Raw genomic sequence first — 21,211 nt, forward strand, 5'->3', positions numbered from 1 at the left:
CCCGAACCGCATCCGACATCGAAGCAACCCGCATGCCGCGCACCTGACTACCCGGAACGCAGAAACACGCTGACGAATTCGCAGGCAGCCCAATGATTCACACGCTCCCCGGAGGCCGAGCGCGCACTACCCATGGTGGCGAACTGGCTCCGCACCGACCGCCGCACACCTCCTGACACCCCGCACACCAACACGCCGCACCAACACGCGTGCGGATGTCAAAAGGTGTGCGGCGACAAACAGCAGAAAGCCCGGCCCGAGCGAACTTCGCTGCTCGGGCCGGGCTCGCTGAACGACCTTCTAGAACTGGTCCTGTTCGTAGTCGGAGCTGACGATCTCGTCGGAGTGCGTGGCGCCGATGACGTCCGGGGTGGACTCGCCGAGGGGGCCGGTGAGGTCGTCGTTGCCGGTGGCGCTTTGGTAGGGCTGCACGGTGCGGGAGTGCTCGTCTTCGTTGCGGCCCTGAGCGCCTGCGGCACCTGCGCCGCCGCCCATGAAGCTGTTGCCTGCGCCGGCACCCGCGGTGGTGGTGCTCGGCGTACCGGCGCCGGGGCCGAAGGCGGTGCTGCCGGGGACGCCGCTGATCGGGCGGACCGGCATGCTGGTGCCGGGCAGGGCGGTCGTCTTGGGCACCGACGGGATGCTCGGGGTGCCGGTACCGGTACGGCTCGGACTTCCCGTGCCGGTCCGGCTCGGGCTGCCGGGCACACCGACGGGACTGCCGTGGTTGGTCGTGCTCGGGCTGCCGGTGTTGTGCGCCGACGCCGTGGTGGTCGAGTTCGGCGACGCGGTGGTCGACGAGTTGAGGCCCGCGGCCTGGGTCGCGGTGTCCTGCGCGGTCGACTGGGCCTGCTCCAGGATCGGCTGGCCGACGTTCTGCGCCAGCGCCTGCGCGACCTCCTGCGGCGCGGGTCCGCCACCGGGCGCGACCAGCTGCTGCACCATGCCGCTCAGCTCGCCGGTCTTGCCGGCCAGATCACCGCGGGTGGCGTTGACGATGCCGACGGCCTGACCGAGGTGCTCGGTCGCCGAGGCCATCAGCGTGGCCTGGGCGGGCGGGGTCAGGATCACCGGCGCCATCGCGGTCGCCTGGGTGGCGAACGACGATGCGACGGTGAGCAATTGCGCGTTGCCCTGCTGCACCACCGCGGCGGCCTTCTGAGTGAGGTCGGAGATATCGATACCGCGCTTGCTGGTTTCCTGGCCTTCGACATTGTTCTGCTGGCTGGTGGCCTGCGCGTTGCGCGCGGCCTGGCTCTGCCACAGCTGCTCGACGGTGGTCATGCTGCCCTTGCCCACCTGCATGGCCATGTCGATGATCTTGGACGACGAACTCAGGATGGCCGTCGGGTCGAGCGCGCCGATGACGCCGGTGCCGAAGCTGCTGAGCAGATCGAGGATCGGCTTCATCAGCAGGTCGACGCCGGGCAGCGCGGGCACCGAAATGCCCTGCATGAGCGCCGCGACCGGATCGGCGGGCAGCGCGGGCAACGAGGTCGGGATCGCGGCCTGGGCCTGACTGACCGCGGCGGCGACCGAGCTCGGCGCCGAGCCGACGGCTCCGTTCAGCACGCCGGTCGCCTGGTCGAGCGCCTGGTTCACCGGCGCCGCGACATGTTGCAGCGCGGAGTGCGTATCGCCCAGCAGCGCCGAAACATCGGACGGAACCCCGGAGATGCTCTGCGCGTCCGGCGACGGATTGCCGTTCAGACCAGGCAGGCCCCCCGGCGCGCCCATCGCGTTGTGCTGGTCCTCGCTGAGCCGCTTGGACAGCACGAAGTCCGGCGGCTCGATCGGCGGCAGATCCTCGGGCACCTGCCCGAGCGGCACGTCGAGCACCGCCGAGTTCTGCGTCGCGTCGAGCACGGCCTGCTGGCCGATCGCCACGTTCTGATCGGCGGAGTGCGCCATCGCCATTTCCTCGGGCGCGATCACCCCGGTGTCGAGCGGCTTCATACGGCGCCGCCGATCTGGTTGCCGATGGCGTTGAGCGCGCCCGCGCTGGACCAGTCGGTCGCGTCGTACGCCGCGGCGGCGCTGAACGCCGACTCGGAAAGCTTGTTGTACTTGGCCGAAAGATCGTTGATGTCCTTGGCCTGCAGCACCTGTGCCGCGGCGAACATCGCCAGGTAATCGGCCCCGATCAAGCCGAACACCGGCACGAGTGCCGAGACGTTCTTGACCGCGTCGAAATTACCTGCCCCCGCAAGATCACCGGCGATGCCCGCGTTCGTGGCGGCGAACGCCCGGACCGCGTCGGTCTCTACCGAGAGATCACTCATCGAGTTGCCCCCCAAATCGTCGTGCACATCAGTGTCGTTGAACTTCTTCGTCGTCACCGTCTGCCCATTGCCGAACGGCATGACCGCTACGGATGGGCTCAATATAGCGGACGGTACCGGCAACTTTCGAGCCCAGCGCGACGTTCACAGAGGGAATACCGAGGTTGGCAGGGGGAATAGAAAGGAACTGGAACGTGTTGCAAATTAGAACAAGTTCTATATTCTCGATGCCATGAAGGTCGCAGTGACCGGCGCAGCCGGCTACCTTGGCACGAATCTGCTCCGCCTGCTCGTCGCGCGCGGCCACGAAGTCACCGCCATAGATCGGGTCGTGCCGCCGACGGCCGCCGAGCCGAACGTCACCTGGGTGAGCGGAAACGTGCTCGATCCGGCGTCGATGCGCGCCGCGCTCGACGGTGCCGAGATCGTGTATCACCTGGTCGCGCTGATCACCCTCGCCGAAAAGCACGACCTGGCCTGGAAGGTGAACACCGAGGGCGTCCGGGTGGTCGCCGAGGCCGCGCTCGAGGTCGGCGCGCGGCGCATGGTGCACGCCAGCTCGATCCACGCGTTCAACCAGTACACCTGCGGCGGCAATATCGATGAGAGCGCCCCGCGCTCGACCGATTCCGCGCTCCCCGTCTACGACCGCTCCAAGTGGGCGGGCGAGATCGAGCTGCGCAAGGTGATCGACCAGGGCCTGGACGCGGTGCTCTGCAACCCCACCGGCGTGTTCGGCCCCCTCGACTACAGCAGGCCGCTCTCGCGCATCAACCGCACGCTGAAAGACGCCGCGCAGGGCCGGATTCCGGCGATGATCGGCGGCGGCTTCGACCTCGTCGACGTGCGCGACGTCGCCCAGGGCCTGATCCTGGCCGCCGAACGCGGCCGCACCGGCGAGAACTACCTGCTCGGCGGCGAGATGATCTCGATGCTCGAACTCTGCCGACTCGCTGCCAATCACGGCGGCAAGCGCGGCCCGCGATTCTCCATCTCCCCCAAGCTCGTGGCCGGCGTGATCCCGGTCCTCGCGCCGATCGGCAAGCTGCTCAAGTCCGACATTGTCTCCAAAGCCGCACTGGGCGCACTGATTTCGGCCCCTGTAGTGGATCACGGCAAGGCCGAGCGCGAACTCGACTACCGCCCGCGCCCCACCGACGAAACCGTCCGCGACCTGGTCGCCTTCTTCGCCGACCCGACCCCCGCCACTCCGGACACCCGGCAGATCGCCTGACCTTCTGACCAGCACCCGACGCGGCTAGCCAAGTTTGCCTAGCCGCCTCTCGGGTGCTACTTTTTCACCAGCTAGCCAAATTTGGCTAGCCGAGAGTGAGAGGTTGGGCAAGATGGCAGGCGAAGTGATGACGCCGATACTGCCGTGCGATTCGATCGACGAGGTCGCCGAGTTCTATCGGATGCTCGGCTTCGAACAGACCTACTACCAGATGCGCCCGAACCCGTATCTGGCGATGCGCCGCGAGGACATCAACCTGCATTTCGGTGGCATCCCGGGGTTCGACCCGGCCAAATCCTATGGAACATGCCTGGTGGCCGTCCCCGATACCGGCGCGCTGTTCGCCTCGTTCGCCGAGGGAATGCGCGCGGTGCACGGCAAGCTGCTGGTCAAGGGCACGCCCCGGATCACCCGGCCGCGTAAGCGAAAGAACGCGGACAACCTGGCCGGCTTCGTGGTGGTCGATCCCGGCGGCAACTGGATTCGATTCTTCCCCCAGACGCCGGTACCGCCCGAGGCGGAATCGGACCGCGGCAGGCTCCGCAAGTCCCTCGACAACGCGGTCGTGATGGCCGATTCACACGGCGACAATGCCCAGGGTGCCAAGATTCTGGATGGCAGTCTGGCACGCGAGTCGCACAGCGCGACGACGATCGACCTCGTCGACGCGCTCACCTACCGCGCCGAACTGGCCCTACGCATGAACGACCCCGAACTCGCCCGCCGACTACTCGACCGCATCGGCGCGATCCCGCTGACCCAGGCCGACCGCGACGCGCTGACCGACGCCATGTCCAATGTCGAAGAACTACAACGCATCATCACCGACTGAAAGGACCCTATGTCCGCGGTTCGCCTACTGGTACTCGGCGCCGTCCGCCGCCACGACCGGGCGCACGGTTACCAGGTACGCGCAGACCTGGAGTCCTGGGGCGCCCACGAATGGGCAGGCGTGAAGTCCGGCTCCGTCTACCACGCGCTCAAAGCCATGGCCGGCGAAGGACTCCTGCTCGCCCACGAGACCACCCCGAGCTCCACCGGCGGACCGCCACGCATCGAATACGAGACCACCGACGACGGCGACCAAGCCTACTTCGCCCTGCTCCGCTCCGCCCTCTCGCAGCGCGACCCGCGAATGGACATCCTCGCCGCCGCCGTCGGCCTCATCGACGATCTCCCCCGCGCCGAAGCCATCGACCTGCTCCGGCAACGCGCCCACGCCATGGAGGTGTGGCGAGCAGCCGTCACCGTCGACCTCCCACCCGGCACCGACCTGGACACCTGGGGCCCGGTCGGCGAGGTCCTCGGCCTGTGGCTGCACACCGCGGATACCCGCGCCGAGTGGACCCTGCGCCTGCTACGCCGCCTCGAAGCAGGCGCCTTCGAGATGGCCGACGACAAACCCTGACCGTCAAAATTTATCCGTTACCTTCGGTAGCATTAACTGCCGCGATGTGACACGCTGCAAGAGCAATGTCGCATAGCACGGGAGGTGCATGGTCAATGACGACCGATATCTCTGCTCACCAGGCCGGCGAGCCGGGTCGAATCACCGAATTCCGCCGGGCCGGACTGACTTTCCCGGTTCGTGATGCCGGGCCGATCACCGGTGAGCCGGTGCTGCTGCTGCACGGCTGGCCGCAGGATTCACGCAGCTGGACCCAGGTGGCGGACCTGTTGAATCAGGCCGGATACCGAACCTTCGCACCGGATCTGCGCGGCGCGAGCACCACCGCCGCACCCCGCTGGCGCTGGTCGTACCGGCTCGATGCGCTGGCCGCCGACGTGCTGTCGATGATCGACCAGATCGGGCGGCCGACGCATCTGGTCGGCCACGACTGGGGCGCGGTCGCCGCATGGACCGCGGCGATCACCGGACACGACCGGGTGCGGTCGCTGTCGGCGCTGTCCGTGCCGCATCCCGGCGCCTTCGCCCGATCGATGGTGACGAGCAGGCAGGCACTGGCGTCTTGGTACATGTACTTCTTCCAACTCCCCGTGATCCCCGAACTGGTGGTGCGCACCGGCCTGTTTCCCCGCCTGCTGCGGCACACCGGCCAGTCCGCCGAAGTCGCCCAACGCGACAGCGCTCGGGTACACGACCGAGTGATCGCCCGCGGCGGCCTGAACTGGTATCGCGGGATGCTGTTCTCCTCGTCCCGGATGTTGCGCGGCCGGGTCACCGCGCCGGTACTCCAGGTGTGGAGTGACGGCGATACCGCGGTTCTCGCCAAGGCACACACACTCACCCGCCGCTATGCCGACGGCCCGTTCCGGCTCGAGGTACTGCCCGGCGTGTCGCACTGGATCCCCGAGGAAGCACCCGAACCGGTGAGCCGGCTCCTCGTCGAGCATTTCGCGGCCGGCGGCAGCGGCGCACGAGCGTCTTGACGATCGGCAAACTTACTTTGCCGCGCCCGCAAACCCCGGGCACAGTGACCGTATGAGCAATGAGTTCGACACCGTGCTGGCCGCCGTGGGGCCACGACTACGCCGGTTGAGACGCAGCAGCGGAACCACACTGACCGCCCTGTCACAGACCACCGCCATTCCGATCAGCACGCTGTCGCGGCTCGAATCCGGGCAGCGCAACCCCGGCCTCGGCCTGCTACTGCGGCTGGCGAAGGCCTATCGGATGCCGCTCGACGAACTTGTCGGCGCCCCGGCCAGCGGCGATCCCCGGGTCTACCCACAACCGTTCAGCCGCAACGGAATGACCGTCATCCCGCTGGCCCGCAACCCCGGCGGACTCCAGGTGTTCAAGCAGGTCCTGCCTGCCGGGCCGAACGATCTCGAGCCCGAACCCCGCTCCCACGACGGATACCACTGGCTCTACGTCCTCAACGGCCGGCTCCGTGCGGTACTCGGCGACCAAGACCTGATCCTCAACGCGGGTGAAGTCGCCGAATTCGACACCGAACTGCCGCACTGGTTCGGCAACGCCGACACCAAGCCGGTCGAATTCCTCAGCATCCTCGGCCCTCAGGGAAAGCGCCTGCGCACCCGCGCCCGCTACCGAACCACCTGACGTGCCTGGGGCAGCCATCCCCCGACCGCGTGGCGTTTTCTTGTCAGCAGGCGTCGTTTTCGCCACTGGTGCCGCCCACGGTGATTGCCGAAGAATCGCTGATGTCCCGAGAATGAGGAGATCAGCATGACCGAGCCGGAAACCACTGCCGCAATCGAAGAAATGCTCCAGGACTATTTCGACGTGCTCTACACGCAGAACATGGATTTGTTCGACCGGGTATTCCACCCGTCGGCCGTGCTCTACTCCGCCCAGGACGGCGCGGTCGTGGTCCGTCCGCGCGAGGAGTACCGCGAGCTGATGCGGGCTCGCCGATCACCGGAACAGAACCGCGCGCCGCGCAACGATGTCGTACTCGCCATCGATACGCTTTCGCCGGAAATGGCCATGGCCAAGGTGCGGCTGCGGCTCAACGACAACATCATGGTCGATTACCTGAACCTGCTCCTGGTCGAAGCGCATTGGATGATCGTGGCCAAGCTCTATCACCGCGAGGAAACCGTCCTGGACGTGCGGTAACGCAAGGAGATTAGCCTTGACCCATGCTGCGCACGATCGCCGCCATTCTGGTCGAGGATTTCACCCCGTTCGAACTGGGTGTGGTCTGCGAGGTTTTCGGCGTGGACCGGACGGGTGACGGCGGTCCGGCATTCGATTTCCGGGTGTGCGGCGAACGCCCCGGTGAACCCTTGTACTGCGCACAAGGTTTCGCGGTCGTTCCGTCGGTCGGATTGACCGGCCTGGTCGACGCCGATCTGGTGATCGTCCCGGCGGCCGCGGTGCGCGGCGACTATTCACCGGCCGTCCTCGACGCACTGCGGGCCGCGGCGAATCGAAAGACGACGCTGCTGTCGGTGTGCAGCGGCGCCTACCTGCTCGGTGCTGCTGGTTTGCTGGACGGCCGCCGATGCACCACGCACTGGCGCTACATCGAGGATTTCCAGCGGCGGTTCCCGCAGGCCGACATCGATCCGGACGTCCTGTTCGTCGATGACGGATCGATCGTGACCAGCGCGGGAACCGCGGCAGGCATCGATGCCTGCCTGCATCTCGTCCGTCGCGAAATAGGTTCCGCCGCAGCGAATCTGATCGCCCGGCGAATGGTCGTCGCACCGCATCGCGAGGGCGGACAGCGCCAGTTCGTCGAGCAGCCGGTACCGGTCACCGCGGGCACCAGCCTGCAGCCGGTGCTCGACGACATCCTCGACGACCTGACCGTCGAACACACCGTCCCCGAACTCGCCCGCCGGGCCAGCATGTCCACCCGCACGCTGTTACGCCGTTTCACCGCCGAAACCGGCACCACCCCGCACCGCTGGCTCACCCTGCAACGCATCCGCCACGCCCAGCACCTGCTCGAGGACACCACCCTGGACGTCGAACAGATCGCCCGCGCGACCGGAATGAGCACCGGCCCGCTGCTACGCCACCATTTCCGCCGCATCGTCGGCGTGACACCCACGGAATACCGCGCCACCTTCGCCGCCCGAACCGCCGCACCCGCACCTGATCGTGACGACAGGCCGGACGACATGACAGGGGTTCGGGCCAGGCCGCTTACCGCTCAACCGGCAAGTGACTCAACGCAATCGGGAGTGTCGTAGGCACGCTGTGCCTGCTGATTCAGACCCTCCGCAACGGAACGAGCAGGTGACTGTCGTACTGGCCGCCGACATGCACGATGTGGGTGCCGATGTTCCGGTTTTCCGCCGCCGACGGTTCCTGCTCGCCGATCCACTCGGGGATGTCCGCGCTGGACGATCCCAGCGTCACCATCTCGACAGTGTCGCCCGGGCGGAGGGTGATGCCCTCCTTCGGCACAGTCATCGAGGCGGTGCCGAACGGGAGGTCGATCACGCGTGAGTAGTGCGGCCCTACGGACAGGAGCAACGTCGCACCGGCGTTGAATTTCATGGCGGTCGGCCAGATGGCGAGCTCCACAGGAACGATCTCACCGGGTGTCAGTCGCTTCTCCCTTCATCAGCAGAACAGGTTCGGATTCCGTCGACCTCTCGGTGTCGAGTTCGCGACGTGAGACGCGGAGCTTTCCGGTCGCCATGAGCGGCTTGACAATGCCAGACGTATCATCGCGCATCACCAGGTTCGCCGCGGAGTCGAGCTTCAGCACGCTCACGGTCAGATCCATGTCGTCGGAGCCGTCGGCTTCGACCCACAGCTTGAGCTTCAGGTAGCCGATGAGTTCGCTGTCCTCTTCGATCTTCAGGGCGAAGACGGTTCCTGTGTTCCCGGGCGACGCGTCGTAGCGAACGCTGGTCGTAGCGATGATCTCGAATCCGCCGTCGCGGAGGGCCAACTCGATGTCGCCCTGATCGGCGCCCTCAGGAACCGCGAGCCGCGCGGAGTCGCGTCACGACTGCTGGACTCCGACCGCCACGTTGCCGTGGTGAGCAGGGAGCATCCGCTCTCGTCCCGACGCGAAGTTCGGCTGCTGGATCTGGCCGATGAGATCTTCGCGGATTTCCCCGCTGGAACGCCCGGCCGGCAGCAGAGCGATCAGGCCTTCACCCGCGCCTGCATCCATCGCGACGTGTCTTTTGAAGTCGCCTCGATAGATTTCATGATCGGCTTGGTACGCCAGAATCTGGCCATCACGCTCCTCCCGTCCAAGTTCGCCTTTTCCCACCACGAACTCTCGGTCATCCAGATCACCGATGGACCGACGCGAACGGAACACATCCTGTGGAGCCGCCTGAACCCGAGCCCCGCTACGAAGGCGTTCCTCGCCATCGTGGACAGGCTGGGGGGCCGCTTCGGCCACACCGGAATTCTGACCCACAAGATTGCCAACCAGGCGAACATATGTTCGACTGATTGGGTGCGGTGGCAAAGCCAGACCCTGGACGCCGACGACGGCGCGCTGCCCGGGCTCACCCGGGCGGGTTTGACGCGCACCGTGCAGACCCCCGAGTTCGAGGGCATCACCTTCCACGAGGTGCTGTGCAAGAGCGCGCTGAACAAGCTGCCGGAGAGCTCCGGCCTGCCGTTCGGCTGGACGATCAATCCGATGCGCGGCTGCTCGCACGCCTGCCGCTATTGCTTCGCCCGCCCGACCCACGAATACCTGGATCTGGACGCGGGCAAGGACTTCGATTCGCAGATCGTGGTGAAGACGAACATCGCCGCCGTGCTGCGCAAGGAACTGCACCGGCGCTCCTGGCATCGGGAACCGGTCGCGCTCGGCACCAACACCGACCCCTACCAGCGCGCCGAGGGGCGATACCGGTTGATGCCCGGCATCATTCGCGCGCTGGCCGATTCGGGCACCCCGTTCTCCATCCTGACCAAAGGCACCCTGCTGCGCCGGGACCTGCCACTGCTCACCCTCGCCGCGCGTGAAGTACGGGTGAGCGTCGCGGTGTCGATCGCGATCTTCGATGTAGATCTGCACCGCAGCCTCGAAACCGGCACCCCCTCGCCGAAGGCTCGGTTGGACATGGTGCGCGCGCTCACCGACGCGGGCTTCGACGTGAATGTCATGGTGGCGCCGGTGATTCCGTATCTCACCGACGGTAAAGCCCACCTGGACGAACTGTTCGGCGCGATCGCCGAGGCCGGCGCGCACTCGGCCGTCGCCTTCCCGATGCACCTGCGCGGCAGCACCCGCGGCTGGTTCCTGGGCTGGCTGGCCGAGCAGCATCCGGCGCTGGTCCGGCGTTATCGGCAGTTGTACGGCCGTGGCGCTTATGTGACGCCGGAGTACTCCACCTGGCTGCGCGGCCGCCTCGATCCGCTGCTCGAGCGACACGCCCTGAAGCGGGAAATACCGGCCGAACCGGAGACACCACCGGAAAGTCCACACGCGGCCGACCCACAGCTGGCATTGTTCGGCTGACGCCTAGAGCCCTGGTTGAAACTGCATGCAGTACCGGTAAACCTCGCATATCGGGCGGACGCACCGCGCGGTGCGGAGTAGGTTGGCGAATGGCACCCCTCTCATCGACGAGGAAGTGAAGCAGGCAGATGGTTTCGCACCACAACGATGTCGGTTCGGCCCAAAACGGTACCGACGCAGCGAAATTGGAAAAGGTAGTCATTCGGTTCGCCGGAGACTCCGGCGACGGCATGCAGCTGACGGGTGATCGGTTCACCCACGAGGCCGCCGCGTTCGGCAACGACCTGGCCACCCAACCCAACTTCCCCGCCGAGATCCGCGCGCCACAGGGCACCCTGCCTGGTGTTTCGTCGTTCCAGATCCAAATCGCCGACTACGACATCCTCACCGCGGGCGATCAGCCCGACGTGCTGGTCGCGATGAATCCGGCCGCGCTCAAGGCGAATCTGGAGGACCTGCCGCGCGGCGCCACGATCATCGTGAACACCGACGAGTTCACCAAGCGCAATCTGACCAAGGTCGGCTACTCCGCCGACCCGCTCGACGACGGCACGCTGTCGGATTTCGTGCTGCACCGCGTCCAGATGACCTCGCTCACCATGGGCGCGACCGAATCCACCGGCGTCGGCAAGAAGGACGGCCAGCGGGCGAAGAACATGTTCGCGCTGGGCCTGCTGTCCTGGATGTACGGGCGGCCGATCGGCGGCACCGAGAAGTTCATGCGGGAGAAGTTCGCGGCCAAGCCGGACATCGCCGAGGCCAACGTGCTGGCGTTCCGGGCCGGCTGGAACTACGGCGAGACCACCGAAAGTTTCGCCACCACTTACGAAATCGCGCCGGCAAAGCTGCCGCCGGGCACCTACCGGCAGATCACCGGGAACAGCGCGCTCGCCTACGGGCTGGTCACGGCGGGTCAGCTCGCCGACCTGCCGGTGTTCCTCGGCACCTACCCGATCACCCCGGCCTCGGACATCCTGCACGAGCTGAGCAAGCACAAGAACTTCGGCGTCACCACCTTCCAGGCCGAGGACGAGATCGCGGGAATCGGTGCGGCACTGGGCGCTTCGCTCGGCGGGGCGCTCGGCGTCACCAGCACGTCCGGGCCCGGTCTCGCGCTGAAGAGCGAAACCATCGGCCTCGCGGTGATGACCGAGCTGCCGCTGCTGGTGATCGACGTGCAACGCGGCGGTCCGTCCACCGGTCTGCCCACCAAGACCGAGCAGGCCGATCTGTTGCAGGCGCTGTACGGGCGCAACGGCGAATCGCCGGTCGCCGTGCTCGCGCCGCGCTCCCCCGCCGACTGCTTCGCCACCGCGGTCGAGGCGGCCCGGATCGCGCTCACCTATCGCACGCCGGTGCTGCTGCTATCCGACGGTTCGATCGCGAATGGTTCGGAGCCGTGGTCGATTCCGCAGGTCGCCGACCTCGCGCCGATCGAGCCCGCGTTCGAACCCGGCGGCGACGACGCGGACCCGTTCCAGCCGTACGCCCGCGATCCGGAGACCCTGGCCAGGCCGCTCGCCGTGCCGGGCACCAAGGGGCGCGCGCACCGGATCGGCGGGCTGGAGAAAGCCGACGGCAGCGGCAACATCTCCTACGAACCGGCCAATCATGAACTGATGGTCCGGTTGCGGCAGGCCAAGATCGACGGGATCAGCGTGCCCGACCTCGAGGTCGACGATCCGGACGGGCGGGCCGAGCTGCTGATCATCGGCTGGGGCAGTTCGTACGGCCCGATCGGTGAGGCGTGCCGGCGGGCGCGCCGCCGCGGGGTGCCGGTCGCGCAGGCGCATCTGCGGCATCTGAATCCGTTGCCCGCCAACCTCGGTGCGGTGTTGCGCCGCTATCGCACGGTGGTCGCGCCGGAGATGAACGGCGGCCAGCTCGCGCTGCTGTTGCGCGGGAAGTACCTGGTCGATGTGCGGCCGTGGACGAAGATCGCGGGCACCGCGTTCTCCGCGCAGGAACTCGTCGGGGTGATCGACGCCGCGTTGGACGGCTCGATCGAGGAGCTGGAACAGGACAAGGCCTTCGCCGCCCGAGCGCGGGCCACATACGTCACCACTGGGGGTACCGAATGACCATCGTGGAAACCTCGCTCGTCGGCACCGATCTCGGCCTGACCGGACTGTCCGGGGTGCCGGCCGCGGACGGGCCGCAGAAGGTGAAGGACTTCACCACCGATCAGGAGGTGCGCTGGTGCCCCGGCTGCGGTGACTACGTGATCCTGGCGACCGTGCGCGGGTTCCTCGCCGAGCTCGGATTGCGCAGGGAGAACCTGATGTTCGTCTCCGGGATCGGCTGCTCGAGCCGCTTCCCGTATTACCTCGAGGCGTACGGCATCCACTCCATCCACGGCCGCGCGCCCGCCATCGCCACCGGGCTCGCGGTGACCCGGCCCGACCTGTCGGTCTGGGTGGTGACCGGGGACGGCGACGCGCTGTCCATCGGCGGCAACCATCTGATCCACGCGCTGCGCCGCAATGTGAATATGACGATCCTGCTGTTCAACAACCGGATCTACGGGCTGACCAAGGGGCAGTACTCGCCGACCTCCGAGGAAGGCAAGGTCACCAAGTCGACCCCGATGGGTTCGGTGGACCACCCGTTCAACACGCTGTCCATCGCGCTCGGCGCCGAAGCCACCTTCGCCGCACGGGCTTTGGACTCCGACCGGGCCGGCTTGACCGAGGTCTTGCGCGCCGCCGCCGAACACCGCGGCACCTCGTTCGTCGAAATCCTGCAGGACTGCCCGATCTTCAACGACGGCTCCTTCGACGCCCTGCGCCGCGACAACGCCGCCGCCCACCTCGTACCCCTGCACCACGGCCAACCCATCCGCTTCGGAGCCGACAACGAATTCGCCGTCGTCCAAAGCGGTTTCGGCCTGGAGGTGGTCCCCGCCGACACCGTCCCCGAGTCCGACATAGTCACCCACGACGCCCACACCGACAACCCCGAATACGCCTACGCCCTCTCCCGCCTCTCCGACCAGGCTCTGAACCACGTAGTAACCGGCATCTTCCGCAGCGTCACCCGCCCGACGTACGACGACGGAGTACGAGCCCAGACAACGACCGCCCTGGAACGCAAGCCAGTCGACCAGAACTCCCTCCAGTCCCTACTCACCGGCCAAGAAACCTGGACCATCAGCCAGGACTGAATCCCCCAGCCACTGTGGGCATGTCCCGTTCGGTGGGAGCTCAGGCGCGCTTGGCGAAGCCGAGATCGATTACGGCGTCGCGTTCTTGGGTCAGTTCGGTGACGGTGGCGTCTATGCGGGTGCGGGCGAAGTCGTCGATCGAGAGGTCGGGGACGATGGTGTAGGTGCCGTTGGCGCAGGTTACGGGGAAGGAGCTGATCAGGCCCTTGGGGACGCCGTAGGAGCCGTCGGAGGGGACAGCCATGGAGACCCAGTCGCCGGGGGCGGTGCCGCGGACCCAGTCGTGGATGTGGTCGAGGGCGGCGCTGGCCGCGCTGGCGGCGGAGGAGGCGCCGCGGGCCTGGATGATAGCGGTGCCGCGCTGTTGGACGGTGGGGATGAAGTCGTCGGTCAGCCAGGCGGGGTCGTCGATGCGGTCGAGGGCCGGTCGGCCGGCGATGGTCGCGTGCGCGAGGTCCGGGAATTGGGTCGCGGAGTGGTTGCCCCAGATGGCAACTCGGGCGATGTCGGCGGCGGGCGCGCCGGTCTTCTTCGCCAGCTGCGCGATCGCGCGATTGTGGTCGAGGCGGGTCATCGCGGTGAACCGTTCGGCCGGGACGTCGGGCGCGTTGTTCATCGCGATGAACGCGTTCGTATTGGCCGGATTGCCGACCACGAGCACCTTCACATCATCGGCGGCACTCGCGTTGATCGCGGCGCCCTGCTCGGTGAAGATCGTGCCGTTGGCGGCCAGCAGATCCGACCGCTCCATCCCCGCCGTGCGCGGGCGCGCGCCGACCAGCACCGCGACATTCGCGCCGGAAAACCCCACCCACGGATCGTCACTGATGTCGATGGACTCCAGCAGCGGAAACGCCCCGTCCTCCAACTCCATCGCCACGCCCTCCAGCGACGCCACCGCCGCCGGAATCTCCAGCAACCGCAACCGCACCGGCGTGTCCGCACCGAGCATCGCCCCGGACGCGATCCGGAACAGCAGCCCATAGGCGATCTGCCCCGCCCCTCCGGTCACGGCAACGGTCACAGGCGCGGTCCGAGCGGTGCTCACGACTAACTCCTCAGCAGTAGACGGGCTCTCGACTTTCACCCTAACGACTCACGCCGCACCCGAAACCACACGGTGAGCAACACGACAGTCACCGCCGCGCACACCCTTCCACGCGCGCAAATGCGCGGGCGAATTCACCAGAGGCGACCGACAACGGGCACTCAGGTGAGGGCGGCTACTTCTCGGTCGGTGAGGACTACCGGGGAGATGGCGTCTTTGGTGCGGGCCATTTGGACGGCACGGTAGAGGGGGCTGTCGGGCAGGCCGGCGTCGCGGGCTTCGGCGCGGAGTTGGTGGACGAGGAGGGCGGAGACCGACACCGCGGCGGCCAGTTGGCTGGTGGCGAGGGCGTCGGCCAGGCGGCGAAGACCGAGTAGGTGCATTTCGCGGCCGCTGCCCGCGTCGGTGTACATGGCGAGCGGGATGATCTGGGAGATCTCACCCGCGGTGACGCGCAGGACGATCCGGCTGAGCCGGGCGGGGAAGATGAGGACCTCGACACCGGTCGCCGCGGACACCTCCACCTGCCGCTCGCCGAACACGCGGCGCGCGTGGATCATGTTGCCCGCCATCCACATTCGCCGCCGGCGCAGGGCAAACGCGTAACCGACGGTCGGCGCGCCGACCACCACGCCGATGGCCACCGCGATCGGCCAGCTGACCACGGTCGCGGCGAGCAACGCGGAGCCGATCCCGATCCCGGCCGCGGCCAGCGCCAGCCGACGCAGCATCGGCGCGTACATCTCGGGCGCGACCAGGTCCAGTCCTACGGGCGGATCCGTGTGCTGCTCACCGGAATTCGACACAGGCCCACCTCTCCGCGACTCCCGCGCCACCTAGTGCGCGCAGTCACGTTACCCCCACACCCGGACTCCGGTACCCCCTTCGGAGACGTTGCCGCCGTTCCGTATTGCCGCCGCAACAAACGGCCCTTAAACGCCGAGCGCCGCGCGAATCGCGGCAACCGCGTCACCGATCGGGATCTGGCGCTGTTCCCCGGTTGCCATTTCCTTCAAACCTATTGTCTCCTCGGTAAGATCGCGATCCCCGAGCACCAGGGTGAACTTCGCACCGGACCGGTCGGCCGCCTTCATCGCGCCCTTCACCCCGCGTCCGCCGTAGGCCAGATCGACGCTGATCCCCGCCGCCCGCAACTGCGCCGCGAGCACCACGAGCCGCTGCTTGGCCGCATCGCCGAGCGGCACCCCGAACACCGCACAGCGCGCGGCCTCGCCCGCCGTCTTTCCTTCGGCCTGCAACGCGAGCACCGTCCGGTCGACCCCGAGCCCGAATCCGATGCCGGACAACGGTTGTCCGCCCAGCTGCGCCATCAGCCCGTCGTAGCGCCCACCGCCACCGATGCCGGACTGCGCGCCGAGCCCGTCGTGCACGAACTCGAACGTGGTCTTGGTGTAATAGTCGAGCCCGCGCACCATCCGCGGATTCACCACGTACGGCACGCCCAGCGCGTCCAGGTATCCGAGCACCTGCTCGAAGTGCGTCTTCGCCGATTCGGAGAGGTGATCGATCATCAGCGGCGCGTCCGCGGTCAGCTCGCGCACCTCGGCCCGCTTGTCGTCGAGCACGCGCAGCGGATTGATCTCGGCCCGCCGCTTGGTGTCCTCGTCGAGCGGCAGCTTGAACAGGAACTCCTGCAACAGTTCCCGATACTGCGGCCGGCAGGTGTCGTCGCCGAGCGAGGTCAGCTCCAACCGGAACCCCTCCAGCCCGAGCCCGCGGAACCCGGCGTCGGCGATCGCGATCACCTCGGCGTCCAGCGCGGGGTCGTCCACGCCGATCGCCTCGATGCCGACCTGCTGTAGCTGCCGGTACCGACCGGCCTGAGGCCGCTCGTAACGGAAGAACGGCCCGTTGTAGACCAACTTCACCGGAAGCTGCCCGCGATCGAGCCCGTGCTCGATGACGGCCCGCATCACCCCGGCGGTCCCCTCGGGGCGCAGCGTGACGCTGCGGTCGCCGCGATCGGGGAAGGTGTACATCTCCTTGCTGACCACGTCGGTCGACTCGCCGACGCCGCGGGCGAACAGCCCGGTGTCCTCGAAAACCGGCAGCTCGATATGTCCGTATCCGGCCAGTCGGGCGGCGCGGATCAGTCCGTCACGCACCGCGACGAATTCGGCCGAGCCGGGCGGGACGTAGTCCGGAACCCCCTTCGGGGCGGAAAAGCTGCTGGTCTTGGTCACGGTGGTCCAGTTTTCACCACCACGCCCCCGCAAGTCCAACCGGTTACGCCGACCTCCCGTCCTGGGCCGGTTCCTGCCCGTTATGCGCGATTCCGGTCACCTGTGAGGCGCACCGCTCTCAGGAAGTGCAGGGCAGTCTCAGGAATAAATGGCAGACTCTCATGCCGTAACAACCGGACACGGGAGGAACGTGGTAGTGCCGAGCAACGAACAGCGGCGAGCAGCGGCGAAACGCAAGTTGGAGCGCCAGCTCGCCAACCGGGCCGAGCGCGCACGCAGGCGCAAGCAACTCACGATCGCCGGGTCGGTGCTCGGTGTTGTCGTTTTGGTCGCGGCCATATCCGGGGTCTACTTCCTGACCAAGGGCGACGACAGCGGCTCCGATGCCAAGGACGCGACGAATTCGAGCAGCGCACCGTCGGCGGCGGCCCCGCCCGCGGCGGCGGCCAAGCCCGCGCTGGTCAACTGCGTCTACAAGGACAGCCAGAAGCCGGCCGACAAGCCGGCGACCAAGCCGGCCAAGGCCGACGGCATCCCGACCACCGGGAACGACGCGAAGGTCAGCGTCAGCATGGAAACCAATCAGGGCCCGATCGGCTTGACCCTGAACAACGCCGAATCACCGTGCACGGTGAACAGTTTCGTCAGCCTCGCCGCGCAGAAGTTCTTCGACGGCACCAGCTGCCACCGGATGACCGCCAGCGAGGGACTGAAGGTGCTGCAGTGCGGTGACCCGACCGCGAGCGGCATGGGCGGGCCGGGCTACGAGTTCGACAACGAGTACCCGACCGACCAGCTCGACGCCAACGATCCGATGGCGGCGCAGAAGCCGATCGCGTACAAGCGCGGCACGCTGGCCATGGCGAACGCGGGACCGGGCACCAACGGCAGCCAGTTCTTCGTCGTCTACGGCGATTCGCAGCTGCCGCCGAACTACACCATCTTCGGCACGGTCGACGACAACAGCATGAGCACCCTGGACAAGATCGCGAAGAACGGCCAGGACAACGCGAACGGCCCCGGCGACGGCAAGCCGAGCCAGCCGGTCGACATCCAGTCGGTCCGGATCGACTGAGACCGCGAAAACCGTTCGGGCCCCGCATCGATCGCCGGTGCGGGGCCCGACACGTGTCGCGCCGAGGAAGGGAACCCTAATCCTCCGGTTAGGGTTGGCTCAGACCGGAGATCCTCCGGCGAGTTACCGAGACTGTCGGAATTGTGCGATATATGCTGATAAGCGGCACAGCCGTACGGTTGCGGCGATGCTTTCTCGGGTAACCTCGAAACACGGAGTTCGCGTAGCGTGGCAACCCCTCTGACGGGCGACCCCCGAGCAAGGGAATTGCGACGACACGAGTTCTCCCGGTGTCCACGTTTGCAGCCGGGGCATCGTCGGACGGACTACAGTCCCCTGGCGATGTCCAGACGAAGCACCACAACATCCATAGTGATCACTGCAGCATCGGGGAGCAGCCATGTCCGAGGAACTGGACGACATCGGCCGCGAGACAGCGGCCATGATGAGGACTATGTTGCAGCTTGCGACGCTGGTCGCACTGCGGACCCGCGAGCGTGGTCAAAAAGAAGCCGAGGCGCGCGTCAAGGTCACCGAGGCCCGGATGAAAGAGGCCCGCGAGATGCAAATCCGCGAGGCCCGCGACTCCAAGGCGAAGGACCCGCGCAACACCGAGCTGGCCCGGATGATCGAGAAGCCGATCCCGGAACGCGGTGTGTCGCTGGAGAAGGACCGCTTCACCGCCCAGGCCGAGGCGACCCGCATGGCAGGCATCGCCGCCGCGGCACACGCCAAGCCGCCGGTGCTGCAATACGACTCTCCCGAACGTCGCATGGCGATCGCCGCGCACCTGGCGAAGATGGGTGTCGCGCCCGAACTCGCCGCGGTACGCATGTTGATCGAAGTAGGTCAGGCCCAGCCCCCGATCGAGGCGGTTCGCACCCGTCCCGAGGAGGCGCCCGCGGTCACCAGGGCTCGCGAACAAGAGTCACGCGGACTCGAACGCACCCGCTAGCCGACGAACGAAAGAAACGCCCGCTTATCAAGCGGGCGTTTACTTTTCGGGCCGGAAGCTACATCCGGAAGTCGCCGATGGTCGGGTCGCCGAACATCCCGTGCTGCGGCGACTTCAACGGCAGCGGGCTGAGCATGTCCTTGTGCCCGTTGCGCACGCTGCAGTACTTGAACGGCCCCTTGGGATCGAACAGCTTGGCCATGTGCGGATCCGCGTGATCGAGGAACCACACGCTCAATCCCGTTGCCCCGTCGAGCCGGAAGTGCTCCCAGGCCCGCCACATCGCGTCCAGCCGGGCGATCGCCTCGGCGTGCTGCCACCACTCCGGGCACCACACGGTGTCGCTGAGATCGGTCACCTGACGCCGATACACCAGGCTCAGGTAGTTCTCGACGAACTCCACCACACTCGCGTAGATCATCGGTTGCTGCTGTTGCTCAGTCATGACCGAACCCCGCTCAGCTCCGCAACGACCAAAAGTGTTGCGTCCGAGGCTCGCTCGCTGCGCCCACTCACAGTGGCCTGACCTCCTCGATCTTCCCGTACTCCGGCGGCGGGGTGCCCTTGCTCAGCGAGGGCGTGCCCGGCATCAGGTCACCGATCTCCGTCTTGCGCTGCGGATCATGGTGCGAGATGGACTTCGTCACCTCGGCAGCGTACTCGCCCTCCCACCAGGGAACCGTGCGAACCAGCACCGGCGGCGCGCCGGACGGGAAGACGATCACCCGCCCGCGCGGCAACTGGGCCAGCGCCTGCACGCTGAACGTCTTCGACGACCCGAGCGAACGCGAATAGCTCTTGCCGCCTGAGGATTCCGACACCGAGGCGGACACGACCTCGTAGTCGCCGATCGCCTCGGACCGCTCCCGCAGGAAGTTCGTATCGTCCACGCCGCTGCCGAGCACCTTGATGTTCGCGGCGGCCCACAGCGCGTTCATGCCCGGCTCGCCCCAGCAGCGCACGCCCTGCGCCCAGGACTGCAACACGGTCATCACCACGATGCCGCGCGAGCCGAAGTGGCTGTACTGCTTGGGCAGATCCTTCCAGCGCACCACGTTCGCGGCCTCGTCCAGCACGGCGAGCAGCGGAATGGGCAACCGGCCGCCGAGCGACTGCGAGGCCTTGCGCATGGCCACGTCGATCACGGCCTCGGTGAGCGCGCTGACCAGCGGCGCGGCCGATCCGCGGCCCTCCAGCGAAAGGCTGTACAGGGTGCCGTTGCGTTCGATGAACTCCAGCTCGTCGAACTCCCGGCGATCCCCACCGCGGGTGATCCACGGGTGCACGTTGGACAGCTTGAGGCAGCGGATCATCTTCTTGGCGGTGCCGAAAATGCCACTGCGGGTACGCAAGTCGGCGTTGTACTGGGACGCCAGGCCGGAGGCCGTGTAGTGGTGGCGCGCCGCGCGCAGCAGCTCGATCGGCTCGGTGTCACCGGGGTTGGTCACCCATTCCCACACCTGAACGATCGGCCGGCTGCCGTTGCGGTCGCCGACGGCCGCGGCCAGGAACAGCCCGGCGAGCAGATCCTCGGCTTCCGGATCGAAGAACGCGTCGGTCTTGGCATCGGAACCGTCGTCGCCGTCGGCGAAGTGCCCGGCCAACCGGGCGGCGCGCATCTCACAGCCCTCGACCCTGGCGTTGACCCAGGCCAGCGGATCCCAGAACCAGGTCGCCTCCTCGCCCGCGACGCCCTGCGGGTCGAAGACGAAGGTGGGACTGCCCTTGGCCTCACGCACATCCCGGGTCGCGTCCACCACGTCGCGCTTGTTCGAGGTGGCCAGCACCGGGCCGATCGCGGTGAGGATCGCCGGGATCACCCGCGAGGTCGACTTGCCCTGCCGCGGACCCCAAATGTCCAGGTGCAGATCCTCGTAGGAGCCGTAGAGCATCTCGCCGTCGGCGATCCCGATGCCGATCGGCACGCCGGGCACATCCTCGCTGCCGAGTCGCACCCCGAGCTGAGTGGCCTTCGCCCGCACACCCTTCGCGGTGAGATGCGCGATGGCGCCGCCCTGGCCCATGACATCGGCCTTGTCGTCGACCGGCAGCCTGCCCACCGTCTTGCGCTTGGCCAGCCGCTTGCGCACGACCACCCAGGCCACCACCGCGACGACCACGAGCAGCACGATCACCGTGGACGCGCGCGGCCAATGCAGCTTGCCCTTGATCAGATCCGCGACGATGGCGATCGGGTTGATCGGGATCGACTGCGGGGTCACCGCCAGCATGTTGCCGAGATGCAGGGAAATCCACAGCGTGGCCACGACCGCGATGCCGGCGTACAGCATGATCATGGTCGTATCCGGCCCGACCGCGGCCGGATCCTTCACCGGCTTCTTCGCCATGGCTGCCTCCTACGTTCGGTA

The 21,211-nt window shown here is 67.2% G+C and carries 21 protein-coding genes and 1 pseudogene; 13 read left to right on the plus strand and 9 right to left on the minus strand.

Going from position 1 to position 21,211, the window contains the following annotated elements; genetic code table 11:
- Positions 1-300: 300 nt before the first annotated feature.
- Together AB0M22_RS26010 and AB0M22_RS26015 are read right to left on the minus strand one after the other, a co-directional pair.
- Positions 301-1,956 carry a hypothetical protein gene (locus tag AB0M22_RS26010; RefSeq protein WP_364731760.1) on the minus strand — a complete coding sequence of 552 codons (1,656 nt, stop codon included), beginning with the start codon at positions 1,954-1,956 and terminating at the stop codon, positions 301-303.
- Positions 1,953-2,384, minus strand: a complete 432-nt coding sequence (locus tag AB0M22_RS26015) for a type VII secretion target (RefSeq protein ID WP_364731762.1) — start codon at positions 2,382-2,384, stop codon at positions 1,953-1,955. Before AB0M22_RS26015 ends, AB0M22_RS26010 begins: the two co-directional genes overlap by 4 nt.
- 130 nt (positions 2,385-2,514) lie before the next feature.
- On the opposite strand from AB0M22_RS26015, the gene AB0M22_RS26020 reads away from it, so the two are divergent.
- From AB0M22_RS26020 to AB0M22_RS26050, 7 genes are all read left to right on the plus strand, one after another.
- Positions 2,515-3,516, plus strand: a complete 1,002-nt coding sequence (locus tag AB0M22_RS26020) for an NAD-dependent epimerase/dehydratase family protein (protein WP_364731765.1) — start codon at positions 2,515-2,517, stop codon at positions 3,514-3,516.
- Positions 3,517-3,628: 112 nt separating this feature from the next.
- Positions 3,629-4,348, plus strand: coding sequence for a VOC family protein (locus AB0M22_RS26025; RefSeq protein ID WP_364731767.1), 720 nt, complete (start codon positions 3,629-3,631; stop codon positions 4,346-4,348).
- A 9-nt stretch (positions 4,349-4,357) separates the two neighbouring features.
- On the plus strand, positions 4,358-4,924 hold the full coding sequence (locus AB0M22_RS26030) for a PadR family transcriptional regulator (protein WP_364731769.1): 567 nt from the start codon (positions 4,358-4,360) through the stop codon (positions 4,922-4,924).
- Between the two features lie 95 nt (positions 4,925-5,019).
- Entirely contained in the window at positions 5,020-5,907 is an 888-nt protein-coding gene (locus AB0M22_RS26035; RefSeq protein ID WP_364731772.1) for an alpha/beta fold hydrolase, read from the plus strand.
- A 52-nt stretch (positions 5,908-5,959) separates the two neighbouring features.
- Entirely contained in the window at positions 5,960-6,544 is a 585-nt protein-coding gene (locus tag AB0M22_RS26040; RefSeq protein ID WP_364731774.1) for an XRE family transcriptional regulator, read from the plus strand.
- A gap of 126 nt (positions 6,545-6,670) precedes the next feature.
- The gene (locus AB0M22_RS26045) at positions 6,671-7,063 is read left to right on the plus strand and encodes a nuclear transport factor 2 family protein (RefSeq protein ID WP_364731777.1); all 393 of its coding nucleotides are present in this window, start codon (positions 6,671-6,673) and stop codon (positions 7,061-7,063) included.
- Between the two features lie 23 nt (positions 7,064-7,086).
- A complete protein-coding gene (locus AB0M22_RS26050; protein ID WP_364731780.1) occupies positions 7,087-8,148 on the plus strand; it encodes a helix-turn-helix domain-containing protein in 1,062 nt (353 codons plus the stop codon).
- A 19-nt stretch (positions 8,149-8,167) separates the two neighbouring features.
- On the opposite strand, the gene AB0M22_RS26055 is transcribed toward AB0M22_RS26050, so the two are convergent.
- Positions 8,168-8,485, minus strand: a complete 318-nt coding sequence (locus AB0M22_RS26055; protein WP_364731783.1) for a hypothetical protein — start codon at positions 8,483-8,485, stop codon at positions 8,168-8,170.
- Positions 8,486-8,495: 10 nt separating this feature from the next.
- Positions 8,496-8,858 carry a CocE/NonD family hydrolase C-terminal non-catalytic domain-containing protein gene (locus AB0M22_RS26060; protein ID WP_364731785.1) on the minus strand — a complete coding sequence of 121 codons (363 nt, stop codon included), beginning with the start codon at positions 8,856-8,858 and terminating at the stop codon, positions 8,496-8,498.
- A 12-nt stretch (positions 8,859-8,870) separates the two neighbouring features.
- Here AB0M22_RS26060 and AB0M22_RS26065 point away from each other — a divergent pair.
- From AB0M22_RS26065 to AB0M22_RS26080, 4 genes and pseudogenes are all read left to right on the plus strand, one after another.
- Positions 8,871-9,236: pseudogene (locus AB0M22_RS26065) on the plus strand (LysR substrate-binding domain-containing protein); the annotation flags it as partial.
- A 144-nt stretch (positions 9,237-9,380) separates the two neighbouring features.
- Positions 9,381-10,397, plus strand: coding sequence for an Rv2578c family radical SAM protein (locus AB0M22_RS26070; protein ID WP_364731788.1), 1,017 nt, complete (start codon positions 9,381-9,383; stop codon positions 10,395-10,397).
- Between the two features lie 128 nt (positions 10,398-10,525).
- Positions 10,526-12,478: a 2-oxoacid:acceptor oxidoreductase subunit alpha gene (locus AB0M22_RS26075; protein ID WP_364731791.1), complete on the plus strand. Its 1,953-nt coding sequence runs from the start codon at positions 10,526-10,528 to the stop codon at positions 12,476-12,478.
- A complete protein-coding gene (locus AB0M22_RS26080) occupies positions 12,475-13,560 on the plus strand; it encodes a 2-oxoacid:ferredoxin oxidoreductase subunit beta (protein WP_364731794.1) in 1,086 nt (361 codons plus the stop codon). Before AB0M22_RS26075 ends, AB0M22_RS26080 begins: the two co-directional genes overlap by 4 nt.
- A gap of 40 nt (positions 13,561-13,600) precedes the next feature.
- Here the strand turns inward: AB0M22_RS26080 and AB0M22_RS26085 are convergent, their stop codons facing one another.
- The 3 genes from AB0M22_RS26085 to hisS all read right to left on the minus strand — a co-directional run bounded on the left by AB0M22_RS26085 (position 13,601) and on the right by hisS (position 16,812).
- Positions 13,601-14,608 carry a malate dehydrogenase gene (locus tag AB0M22_RS26085; protein WP_364731796.1) on the minus strand — a complete coding sequence of 336 codons (1,008 nt, stop codon included), beginning with the start codon at positions 14,606-14,608 and terminating at the stop codon, positions 13,601-13,603.
- A gap of 161 nt (positions 14,609-14,769) precedes the next feature.
- Positions 14,770-15,414 carry a hypothetical protein gene (locus tag AB0M22_RS26090; RefSeq protein ID WP_364731798.1) on the minus strand — a complete coding sequence of 215 codons (645 nt, stop codon included), beginning with the start codon at positions 15,412-15,414 and terminating at the stop codon, positions 14,770-14,772.
- A 126-nt stretch (positions 15,415-15,540) separates the two neighbouring features.
- Complete coding sequence (gene hisS, locus AB0M22_RS26095; protein ID WP_364731800.1) at positions 15,541-16,812, minus strand: histidine--tRNA ligase; 1,272 nt, start codon at positions 16,810-16,812, stop codon at positions 15,541-15,543.
- Positions 16,813-17,008: 196 nt separating this feature from the next.
- Here hisS and AB0M22_RS26100 point away from each other — a divergent pair, with 196 nt between their 5' ends.
- A complete protein-coding gene (locus AB0M22_RS26100) occupies positions 17,009-17,887 on the plus strand; it encodes a peptidylprolyl isomerase (protein ID WP_364731803.1) in 879 nt (292 codons plus the stop codon).
- Positions 17,888-18,287: 400 nt separating this feature from the next.
- Positions 18,288-18,842, plus strand: coding sequence for a hypothetical protein (locus AB0M22_RS26105; protein WP_364731806.1), 555 nt, complete (start codon positions 18,288-18,290; stop codon positions 18,840-18,842).
- Positions 18,843-18,900: 58 nt separating this feature from the next.
- Here AB0M22_RS26105 and AB0M22_RS26110 read toward each other — a convergent pair whose 3' ends face one another.
- Positions 18,901-19,287, minus strand: coding sequence for a DUF4913 domain-containing protein (locus AB0M22_RS26110; RefSeq protein ID WP_223885542.1), 387 nt, complete (start codon positions 19,285-19,287; stop codon positions 18,901-18,903).
- A 67-nt stretch (positions 19,288-19,354) separates the two neighbouring features.
- Positions 19,355-21,190 (minus strand): TraM recognition domain-containing protein, encoded by a 1,836-nt coding sequence (locus tag AB0M22_RS26115; RefSeq protein WP_364731809.1) that lies wholly within the window; start codon positions 21,188-21,190, stop codon positions 19,355-19,357.
- Positions 21,191-21,211 lie beyond the last annotated feature (21 nt).

Origin of the sequence: Nocardia sp. NPDC051756 (assembly GCF_040681495.1) — a bacterium.
Taxonomy (GTDB): domain Bacteria; phylum Actinomycetota; class Actinomycetes; order Mycobacteriales; family Mycobacteriaceae; genus Nocardia.